The sequence below is a fragment of the Sulfitobacter indolifex genome, assembly GCF_022788655.1.
Lineage (GTDB): Bacteria > Pseudomonadota > Alphaproteobacteria > Rhodobacterales > Rhodobacteraceae > Sulfitobacter > Sulfitobacter indolifex.
In genome coordinates this window covers 325,156-349,810 of sequence record NZ_CP084951.1, presented here as the reverse complement: position 1 = coordinate 349,810, position 24,655 = coordinate 325,156, and the positions used below count along the sequence as shown (strand labels likewise).

Annotated in this window: 20 protein-coding genes; 4 read left to right on the top strand and 16 right to left on the bottom strand. The window is 60.9% G+C overall.

Annotated features, from left to right (window positions below):
- Positions 1 to 120: 120 nt before the first annotated feature.
- Complete coding sequence (locus DSM14862_RS01645; RefSeq protein WP_007118664.1) at positions 121 to 2,379, bottom strand: transglycosylase domain-containing protein; 2,259 nt, start codon at positions 2,377 to 2,379, stop codon at positions 121 to 123.
- 271 nt (positions 2,380 to 2,650) lie between these two features.
- On the opposite strand from DSM14862_RS01645, the gene DSM14862_RS01640 reads away from it, so the two are divergent.
- Positions 2,651 to 3,958, top strand: coding sequence for an ammonium transporter (locus DSM14862_RS01640; RefSeq protein ID WP_040700813.1), 1,308 nt, complete (start codon positions 2,651 to 2,653; stop codon positions 3,956 to 3,958).
- A 61-nt stretch (positions 3,959 to 4,019) separates the two neighbouring features.
- Here DSM14862_RS01640 and DSM14862_RS01635 read toward each other — a convergent pair whose 3' ends face one another.
- From DSM14862_RS01635 to DSM14862_RS01615, 5 genes are all read right to left on the bottom strand, one after another.
- Positions 4,020 to 5,720 (bottom strand): histidine kinase N-terminal 7TM domain-containing protein, encoded by a 1,701-nt coding sequence (locus DSM14862_RS01635; protein ID WP_131541664.1) that lies wholly within the window; start codon positions 5,718 to 5,720, stop codon positions 4,020 to 4,022.
- 224 nt (positions 5,721 to 5,944) lie between these two features.
- On the bottom strand, positions 5,945 to 7,126 hold the full coding sequence (locus tag DSM14862_RS01630) for an amino acid aminotransferase (protein WP_007118661.1): 1,182 nt from the start codon (positions 7,124 to 7,126) through the stop codon (positions 5,945 to 5,947).
- Between the two features lie 33 nt (positions 7,127 to 7,159).
- On the bottom strand, positions 7,160 to 8,014 hold the full coding sequence (sseA, locus tag DSM14862_RS01625; protein WP_007118660.1) for a 3-mercaptopyruvate sulfurtransferase: 855 nt from the start codon (positions 8,012 to 8,014) through the stop codon (positions 7,160 to 7,162).
- A gap of 250 nt (positions 8,015 to 8,264) precedes the next feature.
- The gene (gene smpB, locus DSM14862_RS01620) at positions 8,265 to 8,753 is read right to left on the bottom strand and encodes an SsrA-binding protein SmpB (RefSeq protein ID WP_007118659.1); all 489 of its coding nucleotides are present in this window, start codon (positions 8,751 to 8,753) and stop codon (positions 8,265 to 8,267) included.
- A gap of 47 nt (positions 8,754 to 8,800) precedes the next feature.
- Entirely contained in the window at positions 8,801 to 9,619 is an 819-nt protein-coding gene (locus DSM14862_RS01615) for a sulfotransferase family protein (RefSeq protein WP_007118658.1), read from the bottom strand.
- Positions 9,620 to 9,790: 171 nt separating this feature from the next.
- Between DSM14862_RS01615 and DSM14862_RS01610 the strand changes: the two genes are divergently transcribed.
- Both DSM14862_RS01610 and DSM14862_RS01605 read left to right on the top strand, forming a co-directional pair.
- On the top strand, positions 9,791 to 11,368 hold the full coding sequence (locus tag DSM14862_RS01610; protein WP_007118657.1) for a DUF5928 domain-containing protein: 1,578 nt from the start codon (positions 9,791 to 9,793) through the stop codon (positions 11,366 to 11,368).
- 116 nt (positions 11,369 to 11,484) lie between these two features.
- The gene (locus DSM14862_RS01605) at positions 11,485 to 11,997 is read left to right on the top strand and encodes a PepSY domain-containing protein (protein ID WP_007118656.1); all 513 of its coding nucleotides are present in this window, start codon (positions 11,485 to 11,487) and stop codon (positions 11,995 to 11,997) included.
- Between the two features lie 158 nt (positions 11,998 to 12,155).
- Here the strand turns inward: DSM14862_RS01605 and DSM14862_RS01600 are convergent, their stop codons facing one another.
- The 3 genes from DSM14862_RS01600 to DSM14862_RS01590 all read right to left on the bottom strand — a co-directional run bounded on the left by DSM14862_RS01600 (position 12,156) and on the right by DSM14862_RS01590 (position 16,286).
- Positions 12,156 to 14,666 (bottom strand): cation:proton antiporter, encoded by a 2,511-nt coding sequence (locus tag DSM14862_RS01600; protein WP_007118655.1) that lies wholly within the window; start codon positions 14,664 to 14,666, stop codon positions 12,156 to 12,158.
- Between the two features lie 75 nt (positions 14,667 to 14,741).
- Positions 14,742 to 15,371 (bottom strand): DUF1523 family protein, encoded by a 630-nt coding sequence (locus DSM14862_RS01595; protein WP_007118654.1) that lies wholly within the window; start codon positions 15,369 to 15,371, stop codon positions 14,742 to 14,744.
- Positions 15,372 to 15,497: 126 nt separating this feature from the next.
- A complete protein-coding gene (locus DSM14862_RS01590; protein WP_007118653.1) occupies positions 15,498 to 16,286 on the bottom strand; it encodes an alpha/beta hydrolase in 789 nt (262 codons plus the stop codon).
- Positions 16,287 to 16,377: 91 nt separating this feature from the next.
- Here DSM14862_RS01590 and DSM14862_RS01585 point away from each other — a divergent pair, with 91 nt between their 5' ends.
- Positions 16,378 to 17,853 carry an NAD-dependent succinate-semialdehyde dehydrogenase gene (locus tag DSM14862_RS01585; protein ID WP_007118652.1) on the top strand — a complete coding sequence of 492 codons (1,476 nt, stop codon included), beginning with the start codon at positions 16,378 to 16,380 and terminating at the stop codon, positions 17,851 to 17,853.
- Between the two features lie 181 nt (positions 17,854 to 18,034).
- On the opposite strand, the gene DSM14862_RS01580 is transcribed toward DSM14862_RS01585, so the two are convergent.
- The 7 genes from DSM14862_RS01580 to DSM14862_RS01550 all read right to left on the bottom strand — a co-directional run bounded on the left by DSM14862_RS01580 (position 18,035) and on the right by DSM14862_RS01550 (position 24,536).
- Positions 18,035 to 18,529: a hypothetical protein gene (locus DSM14862_RS01580; protein WP_007118651.1), complete on the bottom strand. Its 495-nt coding sequence runs from the start codon at positions 18,527 to 18,529 to the stop codon at positions 18,035 to 18,037.
- Between the two features lie 235 nt (positions 18,530 to 18,764).
- Complete coding sequence (locus tag DSM14862_RS01575) at positions 18,765 to 19,235, bottom strand: Hsp20 family protein (RefSeq protein ID WP_007118650.1); 471 nt, start codon at positions 19,233 to 19,235, stop codon at positions 18,765 to 18,767.
- 150 nt (positions 19,236 to 19,385) lie between these two features.
- On the bottom strand, positions 19,386 to 20,216 hold the full coding sequence (locus tag DSM14862_RS01570) for a trypsin-like serine peptidase (protein ID WP_050770333.1): 831 nt from the start codon (positions 20,214 to 20,216) through the stop codon (positions 19,386 to 19,388).
- A 49-nt stretch (positions 20,217 to 20,265) separates the two neighbouring features.
- Positions 20,266 to 21,594, bottom strand: a complete 1,329-nt coding sequence (gene glcF, locus DSM14862_RS01565; protein WP_007118648.1) for a glycolate oxidase subunit GlcF — start codon at positions 21,592 to 21,594, stop codon at positions 20,266 to 20,268.
- A 13-nt stretch (positions 21,595 to 21,607) separates the two neighbouring features.
- Positions 21,608 to 21,976: a hypothetical protein gene (locus DSM14862_RS01560; RefSeq protein WP_007118647.1), complete on the bottom strand. Its 369-nt coding sequence runs from the start codon at positions 21,974 to 21,976 to the stop codon at positions 21,608 to 21,610.
- Entirely contained in the window at positions 21,973 to 23,088 is a 1,116-nt protein-coding gene (locus DSM14862_RS01555) for an FAD-binding protein (RefSeq protein WP_007118646.1), read from the bottom strand. The genes DSM14862_RS01560 and DSM14862_RS01555 overlap by 4 nt, the downstream gene beginning before the upstream one ends.
- The gene (locus DSM14862_RS01550) at positions 23,085 to 24,536 is read right to left on the bottom strand and encodes an FAD-linked oxidase C-terminal domain-containing protein (protein WP_007118645.1); all 1,452 of its coding nucleotides are present in this window, start codon (positions 24,534 to 24,536) and stop codon (positions 23,085 to 23,087) included. Before DSM14862_RS01550 ends, DSM14862_RS01555 begins: the two co-directional genes overlap by 4 nt.
- Positions 24,537 to 24,655 lie beyond the last annotated feature (119 nt).

Sequence of the window (24,655 nt, the reverse complement as noted above, 5' to 3'; positions counted from 1 at the left end):
TTTCGACCCCGTCAGCAGCCCGGCACCGTTGTCTCGCGCACCATACCTTACTTAAAGGCATAATTAATTTAACAACCTATTGCCAACCCTCCTTTTCTGAGAGTCTGGCACCCGACCGAGTTAGCGGTCGAGAAAGCCCGGCGCGGGTGCGGCAGAGCCGCTGCCACTGCTCCCGCCGCCAAAGATGTCGCGCAACACCCGGTCGATTACGTTTTCAGCACCACCGCCTCGGTTGCCGCCTTGGGGCTGTTGCGGTTGCTGCGGTTGCGGCTGGGGTTCAGGCTGCACTTGAGTGAAATTGCTTGGCGGGGCCGGGGCCAACATTGGCAATTCGGTTAGCGGCATCCCCTCATGGACGCGGCTCATGGTTTCGCGCCAGATTTCTGCGGGCAGACCGCCGCCCGTGACCCCGGTCAGCGGCGTGTTGTCGTCATAACCCATCCAAACACCGGCCACGTAATCCGCCGAGAAACCAACGAACCATGCGTCCTTGTTGGCAGAGGTGGTTCCGGTCTTGCCGGCCAATTGCCGTCCGCCAAACTGGGCGCGCTGGCCGGTCCCTTCCGAGATCACCTTCTCCATCATATAGACTAACTGGCGCGCGGCATCTTCTTGAATCACCCGCTCGTTGATACCGCCCCCGGTGCCCATCAACGGTTCCGTCTCGCCCAGCAGACGCAGATCAACCAGACCGTACGGCGTCACCGACGAGCCGCCGTTCAGGATGCCCGCATAAGCGCCGGTCATCTCAAGCAGGGTGCCTTCCGACGCGCCAAGCGCCAGCGCCGGACCAGCGGCCAGATCGCTTTTGATGCCGAACTGCGTGGCGACCGTACTCACCGTCTCGCGGCCAACGCTTTCAGAGACCTTTACCGCCGGGATGTTCAACGAATCCTTTAGCGCGTCGGTCAGGCTTACCGGACCTTTGAAGTTTTTGGTGTAGTTCTTGGGACACCATTCGCCCGATCCGGGAATGTTCAGGCAGTAGGGTTCGTCGACGATGATGTCATCGGGCGAATAGCCCAAATCGAGTGCGGCGGCATAGATGAAGGGTTTGAACGCCGACCCGGTCTGACGCATCGCTTGCGTGGCACGGTTGAACGCCCCTGCGACCTTGGTCTTGCGCCCGCCCACCAGCGCGCGCACGGCGCCATCCGAAGACATGACGACAATCGCCGCCTGCGCCTTGGAGGTGTCTTTCACCTTATTCTCAAAAATCCATTTCAGCCCGTCCTCGGCGGCGCGCTGAATGCGTTGGTCGAGGGTGGTTTTGATGATGACATCTTCGGTGGTGTTGCGGGTAAAGAACTCTGGCCCCGAGGACATAACCCAATCGGCAAAGTAGCCACCGGCCTCGGCCTCGGCCGCTTCGGAGAGTTGTGCGGGATTGGCGATGGCTTCATCGGCCTCCGCTGCGGACAGATAGCCCTGCTCTTCCATCAGGCGGATCACCGTGGCGGCGCGACTTTGCGACCGATCAAGGTTGTTGGTGGGCGATAGCGTGGTGGGCGCGGTCAGCAGACCGGCCAGCATCGCACCTTCAGAGGCGGAAAGCGCCGCCGAGGGTTTGCCAAAGAAACGCTGTGCTGCAGCCTCGGCACCAAAAGCACCACCGCCCATATAGGCACGGTTGAGGTAGATCGAGAGAATGTCGTTCTTGGAGTATTTCAGCTCCATCGCCACGGCAAAGAGCGCTTCCTTGGCTTTGCGGCTTAAGGAGGACCTACGGCAATCGGCCTCATACTCTTTCTCGGTCATGCCCGAGCTGGCATCATAGGGTTCGCCCAAACACAGCAGCTTGGCCGTTTGCTGCGTGATGGTCGAACCGCCGTGGCCCGAAAGCGGGCCGCGCCCCTCACTGAGGTTGATGCGCACCGCCGATGCGATGCCACGCGGGCTGACGCCGAAGTGTCGGTAGAAGCGCCGGTCTTCGGTGGCGATGACCGCGTTCTTGAGGTGCTTGGAGACGGATTCAGCCGAGACCACGCCGCCAAACTGGTCACCGCGCCAGGCAAAGACATCGCCTTCGCGGTCCAACATGGTGACAGAGCCGCGCGCGCGGCCATCAAGCAACGCTTCGAGCGGCGGGATCGTGGTGTAGATATAGCCGACAGCCAAGGCCAACACGAGGAAGGCCACAAGGCTCACACGCCATGTAATTGTCCAGATCAAACGCCAGAACCAACGGGCCAGTGCGGCGAAGAAGCCAACTATCCCCCCGCGCCGAGGCCGTTTGGCTCGGGTCGCCTTACGACGCGCGGGTGCCGCCTTGCGCGCGGCTGGTTTGGCCTGCGCGCTCGCCTTGGGCTTCGGCTTGGCTTTGCCCGAATACCGTTTGTCAGCCACGAGAGGGCGTTTGCGCTTGTTTTTATCGGTCATATAATTGCCTGCCCGGCCTGATTTTTCGACACTCTAAACTGCTTGCAGCGGATTGTTTAGCGCTGCAACGCGCAATCGGCGTCAAATGTCTGATTAATTTATAAGCAGATTCCAACCGGCGCCCGCTTTTTAAGCGACGATGCCAATGATTGGCGCAAATTTGGCAAGCAAACCTGTCCAAGAGCGCCTGATTCCTCGTTTTCTCATGCTGCACGGGCAACCGCCCACTTCGGTAAGCACGCATTCGGACCCGCAGACAGGAAACGACCATATGAAACCCATCTTAATACTTCCCCTCGCAGCGGCGGTCAGCGCTCTGCCCGGGCTGGCGCTGGCACAGGACGCAGAATACGCGACGCTGGCGGATACGACCTTCATCTTTAACACGCTCCTCTTCCTGATCGGCGGCTTCCTCGTCTTTTGGATGGCGGCAGGTTTCGCCATGCTAGAGGCCGGGCTTGTCCGCTCCAAGAACGTCACAACGCAGCTGACCAAGAACATGGGCCTCTTTGCCATCGCGGCGGTTATGTATTGGCTGGTCGGTTACAACATCATGTATCCCGGTGAGGGCAACTGGATCATTGAGGGCATCTTTGGCACATTCGCAACCAAAGACATCAAAACCGAGATCGACGCAGGCGGCTATTCCAACGCTTCCGACTTCTTCTTTCAGTTGATGTTCTGCGCCACCACCGCCTCTATCGTCTCGGGCGCGCTGGCCGAGCGGATCAAACTCTGGCCCTTCCTGATCTTCGTGGTCGTCCTCACAGGCTTCATCTACCCGATGGAAGCATCCTGGCAGTGGGGCGGCGGTTTCCTTTCCGCGATGGGCTTTAGCGACTTCGCCGGTTCGACCCTCGTGCACGCCGCTGGTGGTTTTGCCGCCCTCGCCGGGGCCATCGTACTGGGGCCACGTTTGGGCAAATACGCCAAGGATGGCCGCGTTGTGCCAATGCCGGGCTCCAACCTTGCGCTTGCCACTCTGGGTACGTTCATCCTGTGGATGGGCTGGTTCGGCTTTAACGGTGCCTCACAGCTTGCCATGGGCACCATCGAAGACGTGGACGCCGTGGCGCAGATCTTTGCCAACACCAACATGGCTGCCGCAGCCGGCGCTGTTGCCGCGCTGATCCTGACTCAGGTGCTTTATAAAAAGGTCGACCTGACCATGGTGCTCAACGGCGCGCTGGCGGGTCTTGTCTCAATCACCGCGGGGCCGCTTGACCCGACGTTGTTCGGCGCGCTTTGGATCGGTGCTGTGGGCGGTGTCATCGTGGTACTGACCGTGCCGATGCTCGACAAGTTCAAGATCGATGACGTGGTCGGTGCGATCCCGGTTCACCTGATCGCTGGCTTCTGGGGCACACTGGTTGTGCCGGTCTACACCGAAGGCACATCCTTCGTCACACAGATCACCGGCTTTGCCGCAGTGGGCATCTTCGTCTTCGTGGTCAGCCTTGTCGTCTGGATGATCATCAAAGCCGTCTCAGGCATCCGCGTCAGCGAAGAAGCCGAGATCACCGGGCTGGATATGTCGGAGCTGGGGATGGAAGCCTACCCCGAGTTTGCCAAAGGCTAAGACGCCCGCGCCAAACGTAAGACATAACACCGCCCGGCCCGAAATGGCCGGGCGGTCTGCGTTAGGGGGCTAATGGCAACGCAATCGTGAAAGTCGTGCCGACACCCGGCGCGCTGACATAGCGGACATGGCCGCTGTGACGGTCCAAGATTTGCCGGGTGATATGCAGGCCCAGCCCACTGCCATAGGCGGTTTTTGTGTCGGAGCTATCGATCTGCGAAAAGGGCGCGAAAACTTGATCCTCAGCTCCCGGTGGGATGCCACAGCCGCTATCGGTTACAGTCACTTCCGCCATGGCCTTGTGCTGCTGCAAACTGATCTCGACCAGCCCACCCGGCAAAGAGAACTTCACAGCGTTAGAAAGCACATTGTCCAAAGCCTGGGCCATCCGCTCGGCATCCGCTTGCACAACAAGTGCAACCTCAGGGAGGTCGCAGGAAAAGCGGATACATTTGTCGGGCTGCAGGCTTTCGGCGCGCGCCACCGCACTTTGCACCATGGGGCCAAGGGCGCAAGGTTCCAGCGCCATGCTGAACTGCGCGCTGCTCAGGCTTTGGGTATCAATCAGATCATTCACAAGTTTCGTTAGCGTGTCAGAGCTGCTGGTCGCCCGCCCAATCAGGCGGGCTTTTTGCGCGTCGTTTACCTTTGTCCCGCCTTGAGACAACAGGCCAAGAGCCCCATTGATCACCGTCAGCGGGGTCCGCAGTTCGTGGCTAACCGTGGCAAGGAATTGCGCCTGCATCTGCTCGGCAGCGATCGCTTTTTGTGCGGCGATTTTCTGCACGGTCACATCCAAAAGCGCGACTGCCCAGCCAACCTGTTTTTGCCCCTCACCCAATGAAATCGCATGAGCGCGAACCGCAAAATGGCGGCGGCCCAGCTGAATGTCGGTCACATCCGGCAGGCATCCCCGTGCCGCGAGGTAGCGTACAATGGGACCCAACTCTCCAAAATCGCGCAGGAGCGGGACAGGCTCCGCCTCTTTGCGCAGCAACTCTGCCGCCGCGGGGTTCGTTTCAATCGCCGCCCCCGCTGGGTCAATTACAAAGACGGGGTCGGTGCTGTTGTAAAACAATAGCTCCCGCGCGATTGCGCTGACATCGATCCAGCGATTGTCGGCCACCAGCCAAACCACAAGCGTCAGTGACAGGGCAAAGGAGAATGGCGTGGGGTCGGTGTCAAAAAGCGTAAACCCACCCAGAATATAGGCCAGATTGGCGACCATCGGAATGAGCGTCGCTGCAAAAAGCTTGTGAAAGAAACTGCGCACCGCGGGGTTGGCCGTCCGAACTGCGCTCCCTGCTACAACCGCTGCCGCCATGATCACCATATAGAGATATGTGATCGCCACAAAGAACAGCGGACCATGGTCTGACAGGACGAAAGAGCCATCCTCCCCGGTTAACCATTTGGTCTCTGGTCCGTAAAATTTCTGGTGCCAGTCCGTCGTCACCGCGGCGGATGTGATTAACGCAGGCGCTATAACAACACCCAGAGGCACCAGCCAGCGTGGCACTTTGGCCCCAAGCGCGTATTCGTACAGAAAGAAAGCCCAGAAGGTCGGCAGCAGGACAAAGCCGATCCAAGACCATCGGCTGATCGCAAAGGCGCAGGTGGCTGAAGGGGCAGAGAGTTCGATCCCGACCGAAAGCAGCCAAAGGTCCATGGCAACAATGGCCGAAAGGAACCAATGTTTGCCGGGCAGGCTGCTATGCCCACGCACCCAAACGCCCAACCCGGTGACGAGCGTGGCTGTCACAATCACCAGCTGTATGGCCGGCGAGGCTACATCCAATCGAATGCACTGAAAAATTGATTCTAAAATCTGCCTGACCCTAAGTTTTCGTTTAGGGTAACCAAACAGGCCATTCCGGCCAAGATTTGATTTAATCGAGACATAACCGGGGCATAGCGTATCACTCTCCGGAACAATCGAGGATGTCAGGAGAGATCGGGCCGCGACAGGCGCGGCCCGAACAGGCGTTAGATGCCTACGTCAATGATCGCACGGGCCAGAATTGGCACGCTGTTCTGGTTCAACCCTGCGATGTTCATGCGGCTGTCGCCCACCATATAGATGCCATGCTTTTCACGCAGCGCCTCTACTTTGTCCGGCGTGGTGCCAAGGCGCGAGAACATGCCGCGGTGCTGGGCGAGAAAGCCAAAACGGTCCGACCCAGACAGGCGCTGCAACTCACCAGCCAGTTGTTCGCGCAGGGCCAGCATGGTGTTACGCACGTCTTCAAGCTCGGCCATCCAATCGGCTTTGAGCTCAGCATCGGTCAGAATAGTCGACACGATCCGCGCGCCATGATCGGGCGGGAAGCTGTAGTTCTGACGGTTGAGGAAGGCCAGCGTGGCTTGGTTCAGCCCCTGTGCGGCTTCCGAGGCGACCATCATCAGGATGCCGGTCCGCTCGCGGTAGATGCCAAAGTTCTTGGAGCAGCTGGCCGCGATCAGGCATTCCGGCACCGAGGAGGCCACTTTGCGGGTCGCGGCGGCATCGGCTTCCAACCCATCGCCAAAGCCCTGATAGGCGATGTCGATCATCGGGACGGCACCGGTGCTTTGCAGCACTTCGATCACCGCGTCCCATTCACTGCTGTTGAGGTTCGCGCCTGTCGGGTTGTGGCAGCAACCGTGCAGCAGCACCACATCGCCCTTTTTGGCGGTCTTGAGGTCTTCGATCAGCCCGTCAAAATTCACGCCGCCGGTTTCACTGTCAAAATAGCGGTAGTTCACCACTTCCATGCCCAGATAGGACAGGATCGACAGGTGGTTCGGCCATGTCGGGTCAGAGACAAACACCCGCGCCTGCGGGTTCGCCATGCGCACCAGTTCAAAGGCCTGACGCACAGCGCCCGTGCCGCCGGGGGTGGCAGCCGCCGCGACTGCACCGCGGGGCACGGCATCGCCCAACACCAGCGCAGCCATCGCATCGGCATAGGCCGGATCGCCGGCCAGCCCGGTGTAAACCTTCGTGTCTTGGCTTTCCCAGATGCTCTGCTCGGCGGCTTTCACGGCGCGCATGATCGGGGTGTTGCCGCTGGCGTCTTTATAGACACCGACACCAAGGTCGATCTTCGTGTCACGCGGGTCTTCGCGGTAGGCCTGTACAAGGGCGAGGATCTTGTCAGCGGGCTGCGCCTTGAGCGTCTCGAACATGGGGTTCTCCGGTTGAATGTGATCAGAAAAAGGTTAAGCCGCGCCAGTGGCGACGGGCACGGTGGGGAACATGCCCCATTCCGCCCATGAGCCATCATAAAGCGACCATTTGCGATGCCCCGTCCGCTCCAGCGCCAGCGCCAGTACGGCGGCAGTGATGCCCGACCCGCAGGAGGTGATGACGGGTTTGGACAGGTTAATGCCTGCGGCCTCAAAGATGGCGCGGGTCTGCTCGGGGGTCTTCATCGTTTTGTCGTCGTTCAGCAGCTCGGTGAAGGGCACATTGCGCGCGCCGGGAATATGCCCCGCACGCAACCCCGCACGCGGCTCGGGCGCGTCACCACGGAACCGGGCAGCGGCGCGGGCGTCGACGATCTGCGGATCGCCAAGTTTCGAGGCATGGGCCACTTGGGTGACATCGCGGACCATCTGGTTCTGGAAGCGCACGGTCATATGGCGGTCACGCGGCACGGGCGGCATATCCTCGGTCGGGCGATCCTCGGCCTGCCACTTCGGCAAACCACCATCCAGCACGGCGACGTTCTCCTGCCCCATCAGGCGGAAGAGCCACCAGACACGCGCCGCCGACATCAGCCCGGCACCGTCATAGACCACCACCTGATGCCCATCGCCCACGCCCATGGCGCGCAGGCGCGACATGAATTTCTCGATCGGGGGGGCCATATGCGGCAGGTCCGACCGCGCGTCAGAGATGTCATCAATGTCAAAGAACCGCGCGCCGGGAATATGGGCGGCGTCATACTCGGCCTTCGGATCACGCCCGGCGTCGGGCAGATACCACGAGGCATCAAGGATGCGCAGATCGGGGTCTTTCAGGTGCTGAGCCAACCAGTCGGTTGAAACCAATGTCTTGGGATCGTCGGCCATTGGGGCCTCCTTCGTCGCGGGCGTTGCCTCTGACTATAACCGGTAGGGGGTGCTGGCAAGTGGAAGGGGGCTGGTGAGAGGCGTTGCCTGCCCCTGGGTTGGCAATGCTATGGGGTATTCATGCCACTTTATAGTTCAGGTTTGATGTGTGCTTGCGAAGGAGCACCCAGCCTCACCAAATCGCCTACCCCGGAGAGGGGCAGGCGATGGCCCGGCGCCTGCGGCTTGATTCCGGGCTAGGGCGTGCTTCTTACCCGTGGTCTTTCAACAACCGCTGCTTCTGCCGCGACCAGTCGCGCTTGGCCGCCGTTTCGCGCTTGTCATGCAGCTTCTTACCCTTAGCGACACCGATCTTGATCTTGGCCATGCCACGATGGTTGAAATACATCACCAAAGGCACGAGCGTCATGCCCTTGCGCTGCGTGGCGTTCCACAGATCGGCCAGTTGCTTGCGGCTGATCAGCAACTTGCGGCGGCGGCGTTCCTCATGCTGGAAGGTCTTCGCCTGCCGGTAGGGTGCTACATAGGAGTTCACCAGCCACAGCTCGCCATCCTCCACGGCGGCATAGCTCTCGGCGATATTCGCCCCGCCTTCGCGCAGAGATTTCACCTCGGACCCTTCAAGGATGATGCCGCATTCGATGTCTTCTTCGATAGCGTAATCAAACCGCGCGCGGCGGTTTTCGGCGATCACCTTGTAATTCGGATCGGATTTGGAGCTGGTTTTGACCTGTGACATGCCAAAGCATGTAGAGCGCGACCCGCCCCGGTGCAAGATGCAGCCGCTCAGTCACCTAGTTTGGCGTGCACCTCATCCAGATCAATCTCTCCCACGGGCAGCTTATTGCCGGGATTGTCGAAGTCATATTTGAACAGATCAAAGTCGCGTTTGTAGATCTCGCGCATCAGATGCATCGACAGATCGTCAAAGTAATCCTCAACCGGATGCGCCCGCTTAGGCCCATGGCCTTCGCTTTCGTTGAACCGAGGGATCGCCGCCAGATCAACCTTATGCGGCGTCTCTACCGCGTCGAGCACTTGTTGCATGCCATCGTTAAACTGCTCGGTCCAAAAGATATTGTCGTAGGTGCCGCCATTGATAATGAAGGTGCTGACATGGCCCGACACCGCAGACCAGTGAATGTCCGGATCCATCGGCCGCCGCCAACGAATGGTATCGCGCGCAAAGAGCAAGAAGCGCCGGAAGCTGGCAATCTGGTCAAACTCCTGCTTGCCATCATCGCCGCCCACATCGATCCCGTATTTCTGCACCAACAGCGGCACCATGTTCCCCCGATACCGCCGCCCGTTGCGCTGAATGCCGCAGATCTTGTCAAAGAAGGACGACAGGATCCGCGTGTATGGGTTGCGCACACAGGTAAAAGCATAAGATTTGCGCGCCGTCACATTCTCGGTGATCGGCCCTTGCGATGCATCCAACGCCCATTTGTGGATGCCCGATTTCGCATCATGAATGTCCCCATCAAAGAATGCGCCGTGATCGGAATAATACATGATCTGGCCAATGGTCGAACAAGCGCATTTGGGCACCACGCGGTACACCATGCTTTCACTTTCCGTCATCCACGTTCCGGGAAAACCCATGCTCGTCCTGCCTCCTGCTGACGCTGACTGTTTTGAGCAACAGTTTGGCCTTGCCGTAAAAAAGCAAAGAAATGCTGTTTATTCAATCAGTCTTCACGATTAACTAGGTAAACAATCCACGGTAAAGGGCCAGAGGTAGCGGGCCACGACAAGGGACATTCGGTATCCTGCATGGCGAAAATTGCCTATATCTTGTTGTGCCACAAGGATCCGGATGCCGTCATCCGGCAGGCCGAACGGCTGACGGCAGTCGGCGATTACATGGCGATCCATTTTGACGCCTCAGCCAGTGCCGCCGATTATGCGCAGATCACTGCCGCCTTGGAAGGCAATCCCAACATCACCTTCCCGCGCAAACTTATCCGCTGCGGCTGGGGCGAATGGTCTTTGGTGCAGGCCACGATCGATACGCTCAACGCCGCAATGGAAAGCTTTCCCCGCGCCACGCATTTCTACCTGATGTCCGGCGATTGCATGGCAATCAAATCGGCAGAATACGCGCATCAGTTTCTTGATGATAACGACACCGACTTCATCGAAAGCGTGGATTTTTTCGAAAGCGACTGGATCAAAACCGGCTGGAAAGAAGAGCGGCTGATCTACCGCCATTGGTTCAACGAACGCACGCAGCGCAAGCGATTTTATGCGATGTTCGACGTTCAAAAACGCCTCGGCCTTACGCGCAAGATCCCCGCCGACCTACAGGTGCAAATCGGCAGCCAATGGTGGTGCCTGCGCCGCCGCACGGTCGAGGCGCTGATCACATTCACCCGCAAGCGCCGCGATGTGATGCGCTTTTTCCGCAGCACTTGGATCCCGGATGAAACGTTCTTTCAGACCCTCGTGCGCCACCTCGTCCCCGAGGGGGAAATCTCCAACCGCAGCCTGACCTTCCTGCTGTTCACCGACTACGGCATGCCGGTTACTTTTTACAATGATCACTACGACCTGCTGCTAAGCCAAGATTACCTCTTCGCGCGCAAGATTAGCCCCGAGGCGCTGGACCTCAAACGCCGTCTCGGCCTGCTCTATTCAGCGCGGGGCGTGCAGTTTCAGATCAGCAACGAAGGCGGCAGCCTGTTCAAGTTCCTTACCGCGCGGGGCCGCATTGGCCGCCGCTTTGCCACCCGTTTTTGGGAGACCGAAGCCAGCCTTGGCCGCGAGCGGGAACTGCTGATCGTCATCGCCAAGAAATGGCATGTGGCCAAACGGGTCTTGGAACGGATGCGGCAGGTAACCAACCTGCCCGCAATCGACTTTCTGTTTAGCGAGGAAGACACACCCCTGCCGGATCTCGGCGGCATCCAAACCACGCTTGAAAAACGCACCCGGCACCGGCGCGCGCTGATGCGGATGCTCTATGATTATTACGACAGCGCGCGGCTAATCGTCTGTATGGATACATCCAATCTCGACCTGCTGAATGATTTCGCCTCAGACCGCGCCCAAGTGCGCATGCTTGAGATCGAGTGTAGCCTAACGGATACCTATCTGACCGGTCACGCCATGCGCATCGGGCTGGCCGGAGACCAAACTTCCCAAGAAACCCTCTCGCGCCTGCTGCCAACGATCCGAGCCGATATGCTGCATGAGGTCGACCTAATCCGCGATGCACAATTCCAGAACTACACATACCTGTCTGAATACGCTGATACAGAGACAAATACCGCAGCACTGGCGCGGTTCCTCACCGTCAGCGACGACAAAGCCCGCGCGATAGCCCAGACTGACAACCTTTTCGCCGATTGACGCCACCGCTCTCACCTCATGGAACAGCCTCGACCGCCACGCGTTGGGCCGGGAACGCCGTTACCGCAGCCCATCAGCGGGCCGGCAGAACGACATCACTATTCAAGAGGTCACCCATGCCACATAAATTTACCGCCATCGCCACAACGCTTTTCCTTGCCCCAGCGGCCCTGTTTGCCCAAGAAACTGCCCCGCAGACAGACCGGATCAGCATGTCCCAGGCCATCAAGGCCGCGCAGGCCAGCATCGACGGCGGTGTGCTAGAGGCTGAAATCGAAACCGAAGGCGACGCGCTGGTCTATGAGATCGATCTTGTCCGTGGCGAAGCCGTCTATGAAATCACCGTGAACGCCACTACCGGCGAGGTGCTCTCGCAATCCGAAGAACAGCTGACCAGCTTTCTCAGCGGTCTGTTCAAAGAGGATGAATTGCGCGCTGCCGGCGATTCCCGCGCGGTGCTGATGAAAGCACTGGCCGAAATTGAAGGCCAAGACGGCACCCAAGTTGAGGAACTGTCCCTCGATGACGAGGACGATCGCATGGTCTATGAGGTCGAACTGACCGATGCCAGCGGCGAACGCGAGCTGCTGATTGACGCCAGCACCGGCGAGATCACAAACGACGATTGATCCCCCCGTTTACGGTGCGGCTGGCCAACTGGCCGCACCGACCGCAAATGTTCGCGCACCTCCCCCATTCATCCTTTCTTAAATACCGCTGCACAGCCTATGTTCCAAACACTTGGCCAGCGACCCTACTGCCGTCCCAGGGCTTCCCCCCTACACACTCACCTCGCACCGTCGCCAGAGATCAGATCAACCGGATCGATCCCCCGCTTCTCCGCGCTGGCCCGAACGGCCTCTCGCAACGCCGCGCTACGCTCAAGCAGGCGGCGAAAGCGGTCTTCGTCCAATACCAAGAGGGTCGTAGGCGCAATGGCGCGGACATCCACCCGGCGCACCCGGTTGGTCAAGATGGCCATCTGTCCGAACATTTCGCCCCGGCCCAGCCGCCACGTCTGGCCCGCGACCTCCAATTCAACCGCACCCGACGCGATGAAAAACACACTGCGCGCGGGACTATCTTTGTGCAGAACCACGTCGCCAATATCAACATAGCGGGTTTTCAGCGACCGGCTGAGCCGCTTAAGGGCTGCTTGGCCCAGATCGGTAAACAGAGGGAATTGCTCAATGAACGCCCCGCGCCGTACCGCAAGATCAAGCCCTGGCCGCCCTTCCGCCGCCATGCGCTGCGTCGCCAATTCCTGCATCAGCGCGGTATAGACCTCGGCCCCGAATAGGCCATCCTCGCGCATGAGGGTGTATTCGCGCTCTTCCAAACGCAGCGCGGTGCGACGAATGAAACGCCGTTCCAATTCCTCGGCATAGCCGGGGTACTGCAGCCGCAGCCCTTCAAGCGCGGTTTCAATCCCTTCGATGCGCCGCGCCAGCAGGTCATGCAGCAGTTCTGCCACCCGGCGCCCGTGAATACGCCGAATGCGGCCGTCGATGAATGTCCCCAAGTCGCGCAAAATCAACCTTTGCGACAGCAACATTTCAAACCGGTCTGCCGTCATCCGCGCCAGCGGGCCAGAGACACCATAGCGCCCGTGCAGCACCGCAGCCGCGCGAAAAGTGCGCCCATAGGCCACGCTGCGCCGCGCGGCGCGTTGGTATCCGCTGCGGCCTTGGGTCCGCGCGCCTTCGATCAGCCGATCCGCGTCCGAGAGCACCACATCAGCCATGCGCGCAGAAATCGTTCGCTCACGCACCCGCGCAAGGATCGTATCGCGCTCATGCCCGGCAAGCGCGATGAGCCCAAGCGCAATGCGGTCTCGGTCAAGGATATCGGTCGCATCTTCTGCGGTCTTCACCGCCGTCTCAAGCCGCTCGCCAAACCTTTTGGCCTCAGAGCGGACAATATCGCGGTTGAGGTCGTAATTCTCGGTCGTTTGGGCCACATCCTCACGCACAGTCTGCAAGGCCACGGCGATGACCTGCCGTGACAGCGCGTGGTCGATGGGTGAAAGCTGATCCAGCCCCAAGCGCCCAATGATCCAGCGCAACGTTGTACCTTGTGCCAACAGCGTGAACAGCGTGAACCCGGTGGCCAAGATACCCACGATCCGCTGAATGTCATCCGGCACCCGCACGCTTTCCGTTACCGCCAGCGCCAGCGCCAGCGTGACCGCGCCGCGCAGCCCGCCCCAAAGGATCGCCGCGCGGTAGGGACGCTCAACTGGCGGAGAAAGCTTTGCCGCGGTCAGCAAGGGCAGCAGCCCAAAAAGGATCACCGCACGGGCGAAAATCGCAGCCACCACAACCACGGCTATGAGGAAAAAGTCCTCTAGCCGGACTTCTTCCAGCAGACGCGGGATCAGCAAAGCGGCAAGGATAAAGATGAGCGCCCCCGCCCAATGGGCCAACACATCCCAAAGCTCGCGCAGGTTGGTCAGCGCCTGCGGTGGCAGCCGTCCCGGCGCGGTGAGGTTCAGCGTCAACCCTGCCGCGACCACGGCGATCACCCCAGACGCACCAACGCTTTGCTCTGCCACGATATAAGCCAGATAGGGCAGCGCGACTGAGATCGACTGCTGCGCCAGTTCATGCCGCGCGAAAAGCGCCATGATCCAAACCGCGATCCGCGCGCCCAGCCACCCCACCAGCGCCCCGCCTGCGATCAACATCGGGAATTGGGCAAGGGCGTTGCCCAACTCCGGGTCGGGGATACCCAGCATCACATAGCCCATGAAAAGGCCAAAAAGCGCGATGGCCGCGGCATCGTTCAGCAGGCTTTCGCCCTCAATGATCCGCGCCAACCGGCGCGGGGCCGAGATGGAGCGAAAGATCGAGACCACCGCCGACGGGTCAGTGGTTGAAACAATTGCCCCGATCAGCAGGCAAGCCGCCAGTGGGATCGCGCTGACCCAGAAAAGCGCGTAGCCGATGCTGACCGTGGCCACCACCACCGCCACCACGGCCAGCACCAAAATCGGCACCCAGTCATCGACCATGCGCCGCAGGTTCATCCCCAAGGTCGCTTGGAACAACAGCGTCGGCAGGAAGACGTAAAGGAAGACGTTCGACCGGATCGGCAACCCCAGAATGGCCGCGGCCATCGGGTTCAGTGCATCGGTCAGGTCCGTACGCAGCAAAAAGATCGCCGAGGCCCCGATAAGGATGCCCACGACCGCAAGGATCACGCTGAACGGCAGGCGCAACCGCGCCGCCAAAGGCTCAGCCAAGCCGATGACCACAAAGAGCGACGCGATGATCGTCGTGATGAGGATGATGTCCATATAGGATGGAATACCAGAGTTTATCTGAATGCGGGGCACTTCTTGCCCCGCTCAGCGCTTGCAGTTCTTAAAAGGTTACTTCCGCGCGCGACGCTCAGCGCGCCAACGGGCAAAGCGGCCCCGCCGCGCGGCGATGTCGTCTTCGATCGCCTCGATCTTTGGGTCTAATCGCGCCCGGCGGAACCGCCGCCAACGTACCCAGATCGCATAGACCAACGCCGCGAAAAGCAGCAGTGCGATGATGGTGACAAAGGGAATGCCCTTGACCGCGTCCGGCCCATCAACCGCGCGAAGCGAGATGGCATTGGGGTAGATCGACAAAAGCTCACTGCGCCAGCCGTAGTGTTTCAGCGCGTAATACTGCGGCGCGCCGGTGGTACTGCGCGCATCCGCGGCCTCGGCCTGAAGGTTGGCGGTGTCGAATTTAAAATAGGGCGGCCAGCCCCAGCCGGTGTCTTCGTTACGGTAAACCATGACATCGCCCTTGGCGCGGCGGGTCTGGATGAAAAAGACATCGCGGTTGACCGCCTGCCCGGCGCTGTCGGTCGAAGAGCCCGCCCAGAAAATCGAGCTATTGCCGAAGTCGATCCGCTTTTCATAGGTGTCCGTGACCCGCACGATATCGGTCTGCGGCAGGGTATAGTGGAAAAATGCCCCCACCAGCACCCAGATGAACACCCAGAACACCCATTTGACGATTTTCATCTTCGGCCCTTTCAATTACGTCGCGCGGCCGAACAGGGGCCTTTGCTCTCCCGACATAGTGCCTCTGCGGCACTGCGGCAAATGCCTTACGCCTTGGCGCAGGGCATTTGTCGGGGCGCAAGCGATTTAGCTGCCCAAAAGTGCCTTGGTCAGGTCGCTATCGGCTTCGGCCAGCGGGTCGATCACATCGAAATGATGCTTGCCCTCGGCCACCACCTGCTTCGCGCCCCAGCTACGGGCGAAACTCTCGGCTTGTTCAAGGAAGGCGGGCCGCTCCTCCGCGCCAACCCAAACGGTTACATCGACGCCATGTGGCGGGGTCATGTTTATCGGGCTTTCGGCGGCGGCTTCTACTTCATCCAGACGCAGGGTGTTGTTCATCTCAGTCTCGAGCAGCGGCGCGAGGTCGGCCACTGGAGAGATCGGCACGATCCGCGTGATCCGGTCGCGCACGTCAGCGCCGAGCAGCAAAGGGTCGGTCATCCGCGCCACCAAATGCCCGCCCGCCGAATGGCCCGACAGGACGATTGTGCCCTGCGTCCGGTTCGCCACTTCGGTCAGCGCGGCGGCGATTTGGGTCGAGATTTCAGAGATGCGCACATCGGGGCAAAGGTCATAAGACGGCATCGCCACAGCATAGCCCCGCGCCAAAGGTCCGGCGGCCAGATGCGACCAATAGCTCTTGTCGAACGCCTTCCAATAGCCGCCATGCACAAAGACCGCCGTGCCGCGTGACACGCCTTCGGGCTGGAACAGATCGAACTTTTGCCGGTCCGAGGGGCCGTAGCGGACATTCAACTGCGCCCGCGCGCCAAGCGCGGCGCGAAATGCCTCTGCGTCCTTTTCCCAGCGGGGCGGAAAAGCGTCGGCTCCATCAATATAGGCGGCATTTGCGTAGGCATCATCAAGCATCATTTGGGTCTCCCACCCCGGATTTGATCAAACTGAACTGGACAATCATACCTGTTGTTGCTTTGGAGGCTAGAGAGAATAGCGGAGAGATGACATGACTGATGCAAAGACGGATCTGAAATCACTACTCAAAGACCCCAGCCTGCTGGAAACACGCGCCTATATCGGTGGCCAATGGGTTGATGGCGACGACGGCACATTCGACGTGACCAACCCCGCGCGGGGCGATGTCATTGCGCAGGTCGCTGACCTCAGCCGCGCACAGGTTGCGGGCGCTATTGCCCAAGCTGAAAAAGCGCAGAAGGACTGGGCCGCTTGGACCGGCAAGGAACGCGCCGCCGTGATGCGCAAATGGTTCGACCTGATGATGGAGAACCAAGACGATCTGGGCACCATCCTCACCGCCGAACAGGGCAAACCGCTGGCCGAAGCCAAGGGCGAGATCGCCTATGGCGCGTCCTTCATCGAATTCTTCGGCGAAGAGGCCAAGCGCATCTACGGCGAGATGATCCCCGGCCACCAGCGCGACAAACGCATCATGGTGATGAAGCAGCCCATCGGTGTGGCAGCCTCGATCACGCCGTGGAACTTCCCCAATGCGATGATCACCCGCAAGGCGGCTCCGGCGCTGGCGGCAGGCTGTTCCTTCGTCGCGCGCCCAGCGGCAGAAACCCCGCTGTCGGCCATCGTCATGGGCGTGCTGGCCGAACGTGCGGGCATCCCGGCGGGTGTGTTCAACGTGCTGCCGTCGTCGTCGTCGTCTGCCGTGGGCAAGGAGTTCTGCGAGAACCCCGCCGTGCGCAAGCTGACCTTCACCGGCTCCACCGAAGTGGGGCGCATCCTGCTGAAGCAGGCCGCCGATCAGGTGATGAAATGCTCCATGGAACTGGGCGGCAACGCGCCGTTCATCGTCTTTGACGACGCCGATCTCGATGCGGCGGTCGAGGGTGCCATCATGTGCAAGTTCCGCAACAACGGCCAGACCTGTGTCTGCGCCAACCGGATCTATGTGCAGGCGGGCGTCTATGACGCATTCGCGGCCAAGCTGAAAGACCGGGTGAGCAAGATGAAGGTCGGCGACGGCCTTGAGGAAGGCACAGACCTTGGCCCGCTCATCAACCCCGAAGCCTCCGACAAAGTGCGTGAGCACATCAAGGACGCAGTCGACAACGGGGCCGAGATCATTCTGGGCAACGCCAAGGACGACATGGGCGGCAACTTCTTTGGCCCGACCATCGTGACAGGCGTGACGCAGGACATGAAGGTCGCCAAGGAAGAGACCTTTGGCCCCCTCGCGCCGCTGTTCAAATTTGATAGCGTAGATGACGTGATCGCCATGGCCAACGACACGATCTTTGGCCTCGCGTCCTATTTCTATGCCAAGGATCTGAGCCGCGTCTACAAAGTGGCCGAGGCGCTGGAATATGGCATCGTCGGCGTGAACACCGGCATCATCTCAACCGAACTTGCGCCCTTTGGCGGGGTCAAGCAATCCGGCCTTGGCCGCGAAGGGTCACACCACGGGATCGAGGACTATCTTGAGATGAAATACGTCTGCCTTTCGGTCTAAAACTTAAAGACCAGCTGAAACGATTTAGGGCCGCCGGGGATCACCCCGCGCGGCCCTTCTTTCACTTGCAAGCCGGGAGTTAGGTAACGGCACTGGGCACCTCACTCAAAAAAGCCGACAGCGCTTTCACGCTGCCGGCCTCCGGGCGGGGGAGAGAAACGCCCTATCGGGGTGACCCGTCTTAGTTGGTCTGGGTCTGCGCCGCGCCGCCCGCAGTGGTCTGCTGGGTCAGCGCTGCGGCAAATTCTTCGCCGGTCATACCGATAGCAAGCTGGCCATCCGCGTCGACAACTTGGTCAATCTGCACGACCGCACGGTCGCTGCCCGCAGCAAACTCGTCGGCCAGATCAATCGAATAACGGACCGAGCCGTCTTCTTGCGGTTCCGCGTCGGAAATTGTGCCGATCACAGTGTCATCCGAAGCCACAGCCACGGTGCTGCCATCAAACGCGATGTCAGCGTCCGTCTGAGCGTCTGCCGCGATTGTTTGGTCGGTCGACAGGGCGCTCTCTGCTTCAGTTCCGACGCTCGTGTCGACATCGGTGCCTGCCACATCCGCGCTCACGTCAGAGCCGACGCCCGCATCCATGGTTTGTGCCGCAACCGGCGCGGCCATAAGTGCGGCCACCGCTGTGGTCAGGGTCAGTTTGCGTAGGGAATTTGCATAGTTAGTCATGGTTCTTCCTTTCATTACGCGTGCGAATTGTTGCACGCTGTTGCCCGGGCACGCCTGCCCGGTCCCCCACTCAACCCGGCAGTTTAACCATGGTTTCGTCTCTCTTGCTGCGCAGCAGAAAGCCGCCGTTTTCTGGCCTGACCCTCGGCAGATATCCTCCCAACCGTAGCCACCCTCACCAACGAAAAAGGCCCGCCAAAAGCGGGCCTTCGTAACGCGCGGGATCGGTCGGCGCTTAGTTTACGGACTTGGCGTCAACCACGTCTTTTTCGATCGCCTTCACCTCAGAAGAAATCGCAATCTGGCGTGGTTTCAGGGCTTCGGGCACCTGACGCTCAAGCTCGATATGCAGCATGCCGTTGGCATGGGCCGCACCGGTCACTTGAACGTGGTCCGCCAAGTGGAAGCGACGCTCAAAGGCGCGGGTGGCGATGCCACGGTGCAGATAGGATTTGGCCTCATCCTCATCCGCTTTACGGGCCGAAACGATCAGCGCCTTCTCACGCACTTCAACGCTCAGGTCGCTGTCAGAGAAGCCGGCGACGGCAATAGAGATGCGGTAGGCATCGTTATCAAGCTTTTCGATATTATACGGGGGATAGCTGGGGGTGGCCCCATCATTTGTCAGAACCCGGTCCATCATATTGGCGATCTGGTCGAAACCAACGCTGGAGCGGTAAAGGGGTGCGAAATCAAAGGTACGCATGTGTTCATCCTCATCTTAGAGCGATTGACATATCGGGCCTTCCACCATTGGACAGACCCGGTTTTTCAAGCGCCGAAGCCCTATTGAGGCACCTCGGCAAAGCTCATGTGGGATGGGTTCTGCGCGCTTTCAAGTCTTGGGCTCGCAGATTTAGGGCCGGATGAATTTCGCCCCGGTGCCGCGCTCTTCGCCGACCCGGATGCGTTTGCCTGCGGGGTTGGAATCGAGAAACACACCTTTGCCCGCCACCAGTTCGGCTTGCAGCAGCGCCAAGGGCGCGCCCAAGGCAGTGCCAAGGGAAACCTGCGTGCCTTCGACCTCAGCCTTGGCCGACACGACCGAGACGATATGCGCCTCGCCCGCGACAATGCTAAAGATCGGCGCGCCGCTGGAGCCGAAATCAACCGAACAGGACGTCACCAGAACCCCCTCTTGCTGCGCCAGCACCTTGCAGACCTCTTGCAGGGACGGCGCCTCTGCCCGGTCGCGGGCGTAGCTGACCACGCCCACGCTGTCGCCGGGGCGCGGACGCGCGGCGGTGCCGAAGGGGCGGATCGTCGTGTTGCGGATGGGGCGCGACAGTTCCAAAAGCGCCAGATCATTGCGCACCCGGCCCGAGGAAACCTCACCGTCATAGACGTAGTCGGGATGCACGACGGCGCGGCGGATATCGCGGTACGCCCCGGCGCGGCCATTGCGCCAACCGGCAAGGAACTGCACCTCGCCATGGTCGATCCGGGCCTTGGTTTCGCGGTCAAAAAGACAATGCGCAGCGGTCAGCACCAATCGCGGCGCGATAAGCGTGCCGGTGCAAAAGCCGGTGCCGCCGATGTCCAACCTGCCCACAGCCTCCCAAGCGGCGGCGTCGACACCGTTGTCGAGCGCTTTGAGCGCGCTGTCTTGGGCCATTGCCGCCGTGGCAAAGGTGAAGACGCCGAGAATAGCCGCCAACAATTGTCGCAAAATGCACCTCAAAACCATGTTCACTTTGGCAGATATAGGGGAGTTGCGGCGAAAATACGGCGTAGGATTAACGCAAACGCGGCACTTGCGCAGGCGCGTCAGGGTCGCGGCTCAGCGCGGGCGGTTTCGGCCCACCATAGGCCCAATCGAGCAGTTCGACGCTATGCACCACAGGCACCCCGGTGCCCGAGCCGATCTGCATCATGCAACCGATGTTGCCCGCCGCGATCACATCCGGCGACTTTGCCTCCAGCGTCTTGATCTTGCGCTCTTTCAGCTTGGCCGAAATCTCTGGCTGCATAAGGTTATAGGTCCCTGCCGAGCCGCAGCAGAGGTGGCTGTCAGCTGGTTCCACCACCGTGAACCCCGCCTGTTTCAGCAGCATTTTCGGCGTGGACTTGATCTGCTGCCCGTGTTGCAGTGAACAAGCCGCGTGATAGGCCACGACCATGCCTTGCTCCGCAGGTGCGGTGAAGGGCAGGTCCAAATCCGCCAGCAGCTCAGTCACATCCTTCGCCAAGGCCGAGACCCGGGCGGCATCCGCGGCCAGCGGATCATTGCGGAACATATGGCCGTAATCCTTTACCGTGGTGCCGCAGCCCGAGGTGTTGATGACGATTGCATCCAGCCCCTTGCCGTCAATCTCGGCGCACCACGCGCGGATGTTACGCGCCGCATGGGCGTGGCTTTCATCGGTCTTGCCCATGTGATGGGTCAGCGCCCCACAACAGCCCGCGCCTTCGGCCACCACCACCTCGCACCCCGCACGGGTGAGCAGCCGGATCGTGGCGTCATTGATATCGGTGTTCAGCGCCTTTTGGGCGCAGCCGGTCATCAGGGCGACACGGCGCAGCGGTTTGCCATTGGCCGGGAAGCTCTGCGGATCGTCATTGCGGCTGACCGGGGGGATCGTCTTTGGCGCCATCTCAAGCATGGCGCGCAGCCGGGCGTCGGGCATCAGCCGCGCGAAGGGCCGACCGATCTTTGCCCCCAACAGCGCCAATCGAAAGCGTGTCGGATAGGGCAATATCCGCGCCAGCATCCAACGCAGCGCGCGTTCCCCCATGGGCCGCTTGTAGCGCTCCTCGATGTAGCTACGCGCATGATCGACCAGATGCATGTAATGCACCCCCGACGGGCAGGTCGTCATACAGGCAAGGCAGGATAGGCAGCGGTCGATGTGCAGGACCGTCTTTGGGTCTGGGTCGCGGTCGTTCTCCAGCATGTCCTTGATCAGGTAGATGCGCCCGCGCGGGCTGTCCAACTCATCGCCCAAGACCTGATAGGTCGGGCAAGTCGCCGTGCAAAAACCGCAGTGCACGCAGGCCCGCAGGATGTCGTTGCTGCGCTGCGTGTCAGGATCCTGCAACTGTTCGGGGGTGAATGTGGTCTGCATGGATGCTCCGAAATTATGTGCTGCGCATGAGGTTCGCGAGGACGAGGCCAAACCAGGGAACCGTGGTGCCCACGGCCCCAAGAACCCCGCTCCACCGGTGCACGGCGGGGCGCGGGTCAGCGCGGCGAAGCGCTTGGACCACCAGCGCGATCACCGCGATCCAAGCGGACCAGAGCGCGAGGGCAGCGGCCCCCAGCAACCACAGGCTGTCGGTCCAATAGCGCAAGAGGCCGTAGCGCAGGCCGATGGCGATCAGAAAAGCGGCCAGAACCACGGCCCCCAAGGCACGGATGGCCCGCAGGGAGGGTGGCATGGCGATCAGCGCTTTGAACAGGAACGGGCCGATCAGAAAAACGATGAGAAAGACCAGCGCTAATGTCATGGGGACAGCGCCAAGGCTTCGGCGTTGAAAATGCCGCGTGGGTCGAACTTGGCCCTGAGCCCCGCCGTCAACCGCGCCACGCCCGGTGCTTCGGGTTCCTGCCGGGGCAGAGCCTGCGCCGCCTCATCGGCCCGCAAGAGCGTCGCGTGACCGTCATAGCGGCCCAACCGGGCACGCAGGTCCGTGCCGGGGGCCATGCGCAACCTGATCAGCCCCCCGGCCCAATCATAAAGATGCGCCTCCGCTCCGGCCTTTGCCGCCAGCGCCGGTGCCTCCGTCGGACGGCAATGCACCCGCCAGACATCCCCCTGCGCCCCATGAAAGGCCGCTACATCACGCAGGTCGCGCCAGAGCGTGATGGAGGGCTCCGCCGCGAGGCTCTCAAGCGCGGCACCGGTTGCCGCCAGCAAATCCTTCAGCCGCCCGATGCGGTAAGTGACTGAGGCCTCAAACCCCTCCAACCGTAGATACGTCCGGCGCTGTGCCGGGTCATGGGCGGCTGCGGTGACCTCGAAAGGGCTGCGCATCGCCTGTGCCATGGCGGCGATGGCTGCGGGGTCGTAGAGATCAGAAAGCACAAGCGTCGCGCTGGTTTCCGGTTCGGGCAAAACCTTAAGCGAGACTTCGGTCAGCGCGCCCAATGTCCCGCGCGATCCGGCCAGCAACTTCACCAGATCATAGCCGGTGACGTTTTTCATCACCCGGCCCCCGTTCTTGATGACGTTCCCCTGCCCATCGACAAAGCGCACACCCAACAGGAAATCTCGCGCAGCGCCGACGGCAAGCCGTCGCGGTCCGCTGACGTTGGCGGCAAAGACCCCGCCGATCGTCGGCTCTCCGGTCGTTCCCATCAAGGCGCGGTGGTCCATCGGCTCGAAGGCCAGCCGCTGGCCTTCGGCGGCGAGGGTCGCTTCAATCTCTGCCACTGGCGTGCCCGCCTGCGCGACAAGCGTCAGCGCGCCCGGCTCGTAAAGGGTGATCCCACGCAGTCCAGCCAGTGACAGTGCCGTACCCGGCCCGGCCATGCCCCGTGTATTCCCCCCGCGCAAAGACAGCGGCCCCGCTGCGCTGCGGATCGCCTCAACCAATTCGGATTCGCTGGCGACCCTCACGCGGCCACCGACACGCCGCGCCCGCGCCGCCCTTCTGTGACATCCAATGGAAAGACCTTGGCGGGGTTGAGCAACCACGCCGGGTCGAACACGTCCTTCACGGCCAACTGCGCCTCCAGATCCGCCGGGGCGTATTGCACATGCATCAGATCGCGCTTTTCGATGCCGACGCCATGCTCTCCGGTCAGACAGCCGCCGACCTCAACACAAAGCCGCAGGATATCCGCGCCAAAGGCTTCGCATTTTTCCAGATCACCGGGCTTGTTGGCGTCAAACAGGATCAACGGGTGCATATTCCCGTCACCTGCATGGAAGACGTTGCCGACCTTGAGGCCATAGCTGTCCGACATCTCACCGATACGCCGCAGCACCATCGGCAATTCGGTCACCGGGATCGTGCCATCAAGGCACATGTAATCGTTGATCTGCCCCATCGCGCCAAAGGCCGACTTGCGCCCGAGCCAGATGGCGGCGCTTTCCTCGGCACTTGTGCTTTCGCGCAGTTCCACCGGGTTGTGCCGCTGCGCGATCTCTTTGATGAGCTGAAGCTGGTGGTCAATCTCGGCGTCTGAACCTTCAACCTCAACGATCAGCAGTGCCTCGCACATTGGGTATCCCGCATGGGCGAAGGCTTCGGTCGCCTCAATACAGGGGCGGTCCATGAATTCGATGGCGACGGGCAGAACCCCCGCCTTAATGATGTCACTGACGCAGGCCCCCGCCACGGCGTTGTCGTCAAACCCCATCAATACGGGCCGCGCGCCTTCGGGCTTGGGTAGGATGCGCAGCGTTGCCTCTGTCACGACGCCCAACTGCCCCTCAGAGCCGCAGATCACCCCCAGCAGATCAAGCCCGCCCGCATCCATATAGCCGCCGCCGATCTCGACCACTTCGCCATCCATCATCACCATCGTGACGCCCAGCAGATTGTTCGTGGTGACCCCGTATTTCAGACAATGCGCCCCGCCGGAGTTCATCGCGATATTGCCCGCGATGGCGCAGGCCAACTGGCTGGAGGGGTCAGGCGCGTAGAAAAACCCATCCTCCTCCACCGCGCCGGTCACGCTGAGATTGGTGCGCCCGGTTTGCACCCGCATGAGGCGGTTGTCATAATCGACCTCAAGCACCTCGGCCATCCGCGCCACGCCCAGCACCACGCTATCGGCGGTAGGCAGCGCCCCACCGGCAAGCGATGTGCCCGACCCGCGCGGCACGACGGGAACGCCTTCCTCATGGCAGATGCGCAGAACGGTCGAGACTTCTTCGGTGCTGGCAGGCAGGGTCACGGCAAGGGGCGGACATTTATAGGCGGTCAGCGCGTCACATTCATAGGCCCGCGTCTCATGTACATCGTCGATCACGGCGGCCTGCGGCAAGACCGCGCGCAGCCGCGCAACGATTCGCGCCTTGCGCGCAATGATCCCGGCATTTGGTGTTGGCATGTCCATCGCGATCCTCCTCTTACCGCGCAGCATAGGCTTTGTGGCGCGGGTTTGACCAGTTTGCCGCGCCGCTTGTGCAATTGCACCACCAATTCGCGGCATCACGGTGAATTGTGAGGTCATCG